The organism is Methylotuvimicrobium sp. (assembly GCF_050611805.1).
Lineage (GTDB): Bacteria > Pseudomonadota > Gammaproteobacteria > Methylococcales > Methylomonadaceae > Methylotuvimicrobium.
Genome location: NZ_JBNGHF010000002.1, coordinates 199,352 through 206,717, shown reverse-complemented (window position 1 = coordinate 206,717; position 7,366 = coordinate 199,352). Strand labels below are relative to the sequence as shown.

Genomic DNA, 7,366 nt, shown 5'->3' with positions numbered 1-7,366 from the left:
GTTGGGCACATTGCTGTTTCGGTTCGTATTGCGGTTCTACCCTGCTATCCGACGTTCGACAGTTTTAAATGGCGGCTGGTAACACGACTGCTTGTATTACACCAACATGCAAGAAATTGATACCGGGCCCGAACGACGACCTACTCATAAAGACCTTGCAATCGTTAATTTCGGACCATCCGGTTCGTTTGGTCTGGGTCGGCGAAGAATGGTACCGGATCAGCGGTGTAGTCGACGCCGAAGGGAAACGTGTCGCTCACGACTTGATCGAATGCGGACGAAATCTACAAACCTTGATCGGAGCACGCAAACGAACAAAAGCTGATCGCGACACGGCAATCCGGACAATCCTTGTATTTGGCCGTGCAAACCGGCCCCTGCTGCGAAAACTTCACGCTGATCCAAATCGATAAAACCCGTGAAGTATTCGACCGTTTACTGATAAATGACCATGCACCGCCGGAAGATATGGAAGAAATCATCGACCCGCTGAATCCGGCCGGAATTGAAAACGTTCCAGTCGGCACCTCGCGCTACGCCTACCGGCGGAAAACCGATATCCGATTATTTATGGACGCTATCAACAAACACCACGCCTTCGAGCATCCCGTGCAGCGTTTCATCGACGACTGGAACCGCAGCAGCGCCGAACAAAAACACTTATTCACGGAAGACCGGCTGATTCGTCCGTCTCAATACACCGGACGATTCGGAGAACAGATCGTCAACGCAGAATTAATCAATACACAAAACAAACGTCTGCCCTATCTCGAAGATTTAACCGGTAAAAAAGGCACCACCCTAAACGATCTGTTAAACCGCTTCGACCGTTAGGCCGGATATTCCTTTGCGTGGTTTTTTTACATGGTGAAAAGCAAGCTGGTATCGCCTTACAGCGCCCAAACGGTTTATAAGGACATCACCGGCGATTTCGCATACCTACCGCAACGGGACGAAGCCGTGCTGCGCGATTGGATCGCTAATCCTTATTATCTATAGCGTAACCGGCCTAATCGTCCGGTCGATGGCGCCGCGGTCTGCCGGGAAGTAAAACTCTGCGCCCGCGATCAACGGCACGTCGACCGATGCCTCGACACCGCAAAAGGAACATGTCTCGTTGGTTTTTTGCATAACCGCTCCACTTAAGTTTCATGATGTGACCATTACTGGAGGTGGGTGAATAGTGAATAGAAAATAGTGAATGGATCATGAAACCGGCCACCGGTAATTATTCACCCCCTCTTATATCGCGCATTCCCAAGCTCTTTGCTTGGGAATGCGATACGAGAAGCTCCAGTTTCTCGAAACCGGCAAGCAAGAGCTTGCCGAAGAATTTCCCAAACCGGAGTTGGAAAACAGTGAATTTCCTATTCCCAGCAATCCGCTATCCGTTCACCATTCTCGAGACAACCCGGCCAGCCAGGTACGCTGACAATTACGCCTATACCGTTCCTGCATAATTTGCCGTATTTTCGGCGTCGCCTTTTGCAGGGACAACGTTTCCGCCTTATGAATTTGAACGCACTAGAGCAAATGGAAGCCGATTTCGGTTTCGACGATGCCGCTGATATCGTTTTTTTTCATTGCAAACAGCGTTTCGTCGATTTCGGAATACAACGTGCCCCGCGCGAACACGCCGAGCATTCCGCCTTGCAGCGCGGTCGGGCATTCGGAATGTTTCAACGCCAAATCCTCGCATTTATGAGGCTTGCCCTGCGCTAGTCGCGCAGACTCCGGCAAAACACCCGGCGCTACGGCTATCGGGGACTAAAAATCTTCACTTCGCTGGCGCTCCGTTTCCAAGATTTTCAGCGGTTGCGTTTGAGTATCTCGGCCATCGTCGATCACCCCGCCGCAGGGTACGCCACGCATACTGTTTCGCCATCCGTGATAAGTGTTGCGGCTTTCCACGGCGCCGGGGCCCTAACGGCCGACCAAACCGGACTCTCGATCGTCAGCGCCAATTGCCGAACCAACTCCAGCATGCCCTGATAGCCCTCGTAGCTGAATTCGCGCTCCTGGTTGATGTCCAGAAACGGCACGCGCGCCTTCAACGCGGTATACATGTTCCGGCCGCCGGCGATCAGAATATCGGCCTGGTAATCACGGACGATCTTCAGCAAGGCTTTCGGGCTGCCGTCTTCGATCATCACGGTATCCTCGCCCATCAACTCGCGGATGCGCGCCTTGTCTTCCTAGGTCGACTTTTTCGTGCCGGTCGCGACGACTACCTTGCCCAAATCTTGTAATGCCGAAATCACCGACCAACTCTTCACGCCGCCGGTGAACAACAGTACGCGCTTACCGGCCAATCTTTCGCGCCAGGGCTCCAAGGCCTTGCGTATCCGTGCTTCTTCGCGCGCGATCAACGCTTCGGTACGTTCGGTCAAATCGGGATCGCCGATATCGTCGCCGACCAGGGCCGGCACGCAGGTGTTGTAGATGGAGACCGCCGGCGGATCATAGTTGTCGATCGCTTGCTTGATCGAATTGTTAATGGCCAATTAAACTGAGCCAGAAATGGCCAACAATTTTGAGCCACTTTTTCAGACTTTATTTGTACCAATAAATCTGACAGAGTCCCTGAATTTTTTCCAGGGAGCGTCATGAAGGAGTGGATTGTGATCCATCAGATTAAAGCGTTATACAACGATGGCAACGGCTTATCCGAGCGTCAGATTGCCAGTCAATTGGGTATTTCCCGTAACACCGTGAGCAAATACCTGAAGCTGTCGGCTGCGGACATTAGTGCCCTGCAGGAAGAGATAGCCCGTGGTAAGAAGCTGGACGATTACCGCGTACATTATTCAGTTGCTGCAAACCTATCCGGGCTTGTCAGCGGTCAAAGTGCTGTGCAAACTGAAGGCCAAAGTGTATGAGCTATAGCCTAATAGTATTTAGTTACCACTGTGACTCGCCGGTTTCCGGGTCGTACATCTCATGTACGATTTTATGACGGTTGGCAATCAGATCCTCGATACTCGGCGATTGTGTCATCGCACGCTGAATAGCTAACTTCATCGCTTCATAATTGGTTCGATACAAATCTTTGCGATCAAGGTTTGGATCGGTTGCGCATTCAGGTGCTATCCATATCATTGCGATGATGCAAATTTCATTGGCCTGGTCGGCCGGAATCACGCCGTCGATTACACTGTCCAGTACTGCATCGGCGACTGCCGATTGAACGGGGCCGCCGAATAGATTCACATAGTCGGTCGACTTTATCGTAACTTTAGGTACCATGATGGTAGCAGGACGCACTTGTTGGTTACAGGCCCGTATTGCAAACATCCGAGTATGCCCTTCGGTTTGCCCCATTAAATTGGCAAATGCGTGGCCTGCAGGCCCTTTAACGCTGCCGATAAGAATTTCAGGCATGGCATCCGTGCCTTGCCCTTCGCTGGAAAATACGGTGGCTTCACCGGTTCTAAACCAAATTGAATCTGACATATAAAACACCTGTAAGGTTAAAAATCGGCATTCTATTCCTGGCGTATAGCAATCCGCAACGAATAAAATTGCAATCGTTATCTACGACCCAATTCGTTGCCGAGCAATGAGCCGGCCGCCGCACCGATGCCCGATGCAATCGGATCGCCTCTTCCAATTTCATACCCTAACATGCTACCTACAGCGCCGCCTACCAGACCTTGAGTGGATCCTTGATCATAGCGGCTATAGCGTGGAGCCGGTACATAGGCAGGTGCCGGTATATAACGAGGCACTGTCTCGTAAACAGTGACTCTTTGCGGATAGTGATGGACCTCTTCGCGATAATAAACGCGTTCAACCGTCCGGTATCGTTTAGCTCTATGCTTCGGTTGGTAATAGTGTTTGCTATATCCTTTACCTCGACCCTTATGATGATGTCCGCCTGAAGCCAAGGCCGATGTTGAAAAAACCAAACCTGTGATGATTATTGCAATGAATTTCATCATTTTTGAATCTCCTGAAAAAAAGTAACGCGTATAACGGTTAACGTATCCGTAGCCTTTTAGCTATGGTCGGGCTACATTTTCCAAGGCTTAACTTAATGACGACTTAACGAATTCCGGGGTTCGCTTGCGTAATGGTAATTTTTTGTTTTCGCTCAATGCAAAAAACACGATCAGAAAAAATAATAAACTGAGTCGAGGCGCTTCGAATGGGCTTCCAACTGTACCGACAACCACGAATCCCGAAAACGATGAGAGTAAAATCGCCGCATAGTAGTCACCTTTGCTAAGCGCTTTAAGCTGTCGATAACAAGCATAAATCAGCAAGATTATAAATGCAGTGGTACCAAACCAGCCTAGATCGAATAATAGATGTACCCAAAAATTGTCGATATTGAGAGCCTGGTGATTATCGATCGTAAAAAACCAATAATCCATACCTTCGGAAAAGTCGCCATTGCTAAGCAGATTTTTATTATTAGAATCAATTAAGCTGATATTATCGATGTCAATGACATTGCCTTGACTATTATTGTAAACACCCAATTTAACCGGACGTCTCGACAATTCCCCCACTGTTTTACCCAAACTGGATCCGACATATTTTGTATTTAAGATTTCTTCCGTCCGGCTCCAGGTGCCCGGCTCGGAATTGATTCGTAAGGTACTCCAGACGCAACGAAACGAATATAATAACGATTTTTCACAGATAGGGAATGTAACCTCCCCTTGCCCCGAATCCGTTCGTAAATCTGCAGACAAACGATATTTGGTGTCAGGCTCTATCGCGACTTGTTGGTCTAAATAAAGCGCCCCCCCTGCCCCTAAGCGCAAATAGCGATTTCCATCATCGTTTTGTATCGTATAAGTGGCCGGCATGCCAATGCCTCTATGCCACCAAAAATAGGTTCTTGGGTAACTGCCAACGCCCATTCCAAATAAAGTCGTCATGACATCTTCATCTCTCATGTCGAGAATAGCTTGCCAGTGTTGTAGGCGAACATCCAGATCTTGATCGATACGCTTGAAGCGCTCTTGTATAAAGCCGCCTTGAAAGACCGGAATGACCATGACCGGAACTAGCAATACCACACTCAACAGCGGTATTGATTTTCGGTTAGTGCGCAAATGTTTCGCATTAACGGCAAAAACTAGACTGATCAAAAAAACGATCAACGCTATAGCAAAAGCCAGATAAGGTCCCCGGGAAAAGGTCACCATCAGGACATAAAGGCCGGCAGCAAAAATTCCAAAGCCGGCCATTCCGCCTATCAATCTGCGAGGCGCGTAGAGAAACAGCATCGCAATAAAAGGTAATGCCAAGACTAAATAGGCATCGATATGCCCACCGCCGGTATGCATGGTTGAAAACATTGCGGTGATGCGATAATCGCTTTCAAAATTAAACAAGCCGGAAAACAAAAAGCGCTCCCAAATCGAAACGCTAATGACGCCGATCAATCCCAACAATGCTCCGTAACCGAAATACTGTTTTGCCTTTGGGTATTGCTGCAATGTTTGTTTTAACAGATGAAACAAAAAGAATGCCCAAATGACCCCCTTGCCCACTCGTAAGCTATTATAGTAGCTGTAGTAATTGGAAAAGGCGTTGATATCGATGTCTTGCAGCGGAAATAAGCCTCTGTATAGGCTAATTAGGTAAATTAACGCAAACATCCCTAAACATAACTTAACCGTTCCGGAAAACTGTCGGGTTAATCGAATGCTGGATTTTTGCCAATAATAAACCGCAAGGGTTGTCATGACGACCAGATCGAACTCGTCAAAAAAGAACCGACCGGTCCAAGGGGCAAAATCCAGAACCGGTAGCATTGCCGGTAAGACGAATAGCCAAGCATGGGGGTAACGAAACAATAAAACCCCGTAAGCAATCAATAATGCCGATAGCAATGGTGCGCCGATCGGATAATTCAATAAAGCCCAACCAATAATCAACGCAAGAATCCCCGATAATACGCGCCAACGTTTATCGATTTCTTCCGGTTTGACGGTTGCCGATGACCGAATAGGATCATCCTCTGAAATAGAGTTTTCGTGATCGTGGAATGCTTCGGCAATCGATAATCCCCTTCCCTGCTTGATCTTACCATTTGAAAACCAGCGCATCGCATGATTAAGCAATTCATAGACCAATGCCGCCGAAGCAAATGCGATCAACACATCGGTCGGATCGGGATGCTTAGGCGCTAAAAACAACTTGCCGGTTTCTATCAACGTAGCAAAAACAGCGGCAGATAATCCGACTAAACACCAATGAACTCGCTCAGGTTTGGAGTCCGCATAGTTCCACAACCAAAATGCCAAGCCGATCGGAAAATACATGCCGATGTTGCTGAGTAAGCTCACCATGGCCAAGGATTCGGTCGTGTAATAGAAATAGTAAAACGGTAAAAACTGAACCGTATCGAGTTTTTCAAGCGCCTTTTCAAGACCGATCCAATTCCCGCCGGTCCAGCCGTTCAGTGCGGCTACCAAAAAAACATGAAGAGGAAGAAGCGTTAACACCGTGGGTTTTAAACAAGCGATCCAATAATCTTTGTCGTGTTTAGAAAAAAAGGCAAACACAACCGCGCCCACCCCCAATCCGGTCATACGGGTCAACACCGAAATGCCTTGCGCCACGCCTGATGCCAAAAATAATTGACCGATTTCGACGAACAATCCGATAAAAAAACCGGTTAAGATGCAAACCAGTTTGGGGTGCGAAATATAAGGCAATAAACAGAGTAAAATGCCTAACGGAATCAATACGACTATTTCGGCCCCCAGCTTGACCACACAGCGAATACCATCGGCTCGGCACGTATCGATGGACATAAACAGGCTGTGATTGCCCGAGGCCAACCGAGTGTCAAACTCTTGATGGGATATAACAAAATCGAACGGAAAAAAACTTAAGGCAAAATAGATGGCGATATAGAAAATAATCGCCGCTTTGATCGATAGAAAATTACCAAGCGAGAGATGACGAGATAAACGGCGGAAATAATCGCCTGAAAATAACCAAAGTCCTACGCCCATGGCCGAGCCCATTGCCTCGGCGATCAAATCGTTGATCGAAACGGTACGGGGTGGGAAAAATAACTGAGCAAACTCGACCGAAACAGCCAAAGTCCAACAAAACAGCAAAACCGGCACCGCAACCAGTAGCCGGGTGTATTCGCGAAATTGACCGCCAAAACCAGCCGCCCAAAAGTAAGCCAGCGGTATGTAAAGCAGAATATTCGCAACCCAGTCCGCACGCGATTCTATGCCTAGATTGAGATAACGAATATTTCGGAATTTTTCCAAAGCAACGTCGAAAGGCATTGGTCGGTAATCGAGCGGAACCAAACTGCCGTAGACGACGAACAAGGTATATAGCGTTGCACCGATAAGAAGTTTTTTATTCATACGAAAGCCCGTGA

8 protein-coding genes and 1 pseudogene are annotated in these 7,366 nt (G+C 48.1%); 4 read left to right on the top strand and 5 right to left on the bottom strand.

Going from position 1 to position 7,366, the window contains the following annotated elements:
- The first annotated feature begins 363 nt into the window (after nt 1–363).
- The 3 genes from ACRJJO_RS02375 (at nt 364) to ACRJJO_RS02365 (ending at nt 1,432) form a co-directional block, all read left to right on the top strand.
- Entirely contained in the window at nt 364–834 is a 471-nt protein-coding gene (locus ACRJJO_RS02375) for a hypothetical protein (RefSeq protein ID WP_431064341.1), read from the top strand.
- Nucleotides 835–864: 30 nt separating this feature from the next.
- Entirely contained in the window at nt 865–999 is a 135-nt protein-coding gene (locus tag ACRJJO_RS02370) for a hypothetical protein (RefSeq protein WP_431064340.1), read from the top strand.
- Nucleotides 1,000–1,276: 277 nt separating this feature from the next.
- Nucleotides 1,277–1,432 carry a hypothetical protein gene (locus ACRJJO_RS02365; RefSeq protein WP_431064339.1) on the top strand — a complete coding sequence of 52 codons (156 nt, stop codon included), beginning with the start codon at nt 1,277–1,279 and terminating at the stop codon, nt 1,430–1,432.
- A gap of 92 nt (nt 1,433–1,524) precedes the next feature.
- Here ACRJJO_RS02365 and ACRJJO_RS02360 read toward each other — a convergent pair whose 3' ends face one another.
- Both ACRJJO_RS02360 and ACRJJO_RS02355 read right to left on the bottom strand, forming a co-directional pair.
- Nucleotides 1,525–1,740: a peptidylprolyl isomerase gene (locus ACRJJO_RS02360; protein ID WP_431064338.1), complete on the bottom strand. Its 216-nt coding sequence runs from the start codon at nt 1,738–1,740 to the stop codon at nt 1,525–1,527.
- A 104-nt stretch (nt 1,741–1,844) separates the two neighbouring features.
- Nucleotides 1,845–2,429: pseudogene (locus tag ACRJJO_RS02355) on the bottom strand (nitrogenase component 1).
- Nucleotides 2,430–2,606: 177 nt separating this feature from the next.
- Here ACRJJO_RS02355 and ACRJJO_RS02350 point away from each other — a divergent pair.
- On the top strand, nt 2,607–2,879 hold the full coding sequence (locus tag ACRJJO_RS02350) for a helix-turn-helix domain-containing protein (RefSeq protein ID WP_431064337.1): 273 nt from the start codon (nt 2,607–2,609) through the stop codon (nt 2,877–2,879).
- A gap of 22 nt (nt 2,880–2,901) precedes the next feature.
- On the opposite strand, the gene fae is transcribed toward ACRJJO_RS02350, so the two are convergent.
- The 3 genes from fae to ACRJJO_RS02335 all read right to left on the bottom strand — a co-directional run bounded on the left by fae (nt 2,902) and on the right by ACRJJO_RS02335 (nt 7,352).
- Complete coding sequence (fae, locus tag ACRJJO_RS02345) at nt 2,902–3,453, bottom strand: formaldehyde-activating enzyme (protein WP_431064336.1); 552 nt, start codon at nt 3,451–3,453, stop codon at nt 2,902–2,904.
- Nucleotides 3,454–3,530: 77 nt separating this feature from the next.
- On the bottom strand, nt 3,531–3,941 hold the full coding sequence (locus tag ACRJJO_RS02340) for a glycine zipper 2TM domain-containing protein (protein ID WP_431064335.1): 411 nt from the start codon (nt 3,939–3,941) through the stop codon (nt 3,531–3,533).
- A gap of 87 nt (nt 3,942–4,028) precedes the next feature.
- Nucleotides 4,029–7,352 (bottom strand): VanZ family protein, encoded by a 3,324-nt coding sequence (locus tag ACRJJO_RS02335; RefSeq protein WP_431064334.1) that lies wholly within the window; start codon nt 7,350–7,352, stop codon nt 4,029–4,031.
- Between the last annotated feature and the right edge of the window lie 14 nt (nt 7,353–7,366).

Bases quoted from the DNA above. Each gene is read 5' to 3' on its own strand.
- ACRJJO_RS02340 (WP_431064335.1), bottom strand. From the start codon at position 3,941: ATGATGAAATTCATTGCAATAATCATCACAGGTTTGGTTTTTTCAACA.
- ACRJJO_RS02365 (WP_431064339.1), top strand. From the start codon at position 1,277: ATGCGATACGAGAAGCTCCAGTTTCTCGAAACCGGCAAGCAAGAGCTT.
- ACRJJO_RS02350 (WP_431064337.1), top strand. From the start codon at position 2,607: ATGAAGGAGTGGATTGTGATCCATCAGATTAAAGCGTTATACAACGAT.
- ACRJJO_RS02370 (WP_431064340.1), top strand. From the start codon at position 865: ATGGTGAAAAGCAAGCTGGTATCGCCTTACAGCGCCCAAACGGTTTAT.
- fae (WP_431064336.1), bottom strand. From the start codon at position 3,453: ATGTCAGATTCAATTTGGTTTAGAACCGGTGAAGCCACCGTATTTTCC.
- ACRJJO_RS02335 (WP_431064334.1), bottom strand. From the start codon at position 7,352: ATGAATAAAAAACTTCTTATCGGTGCAACGCTATATACCTTGTTCGTC.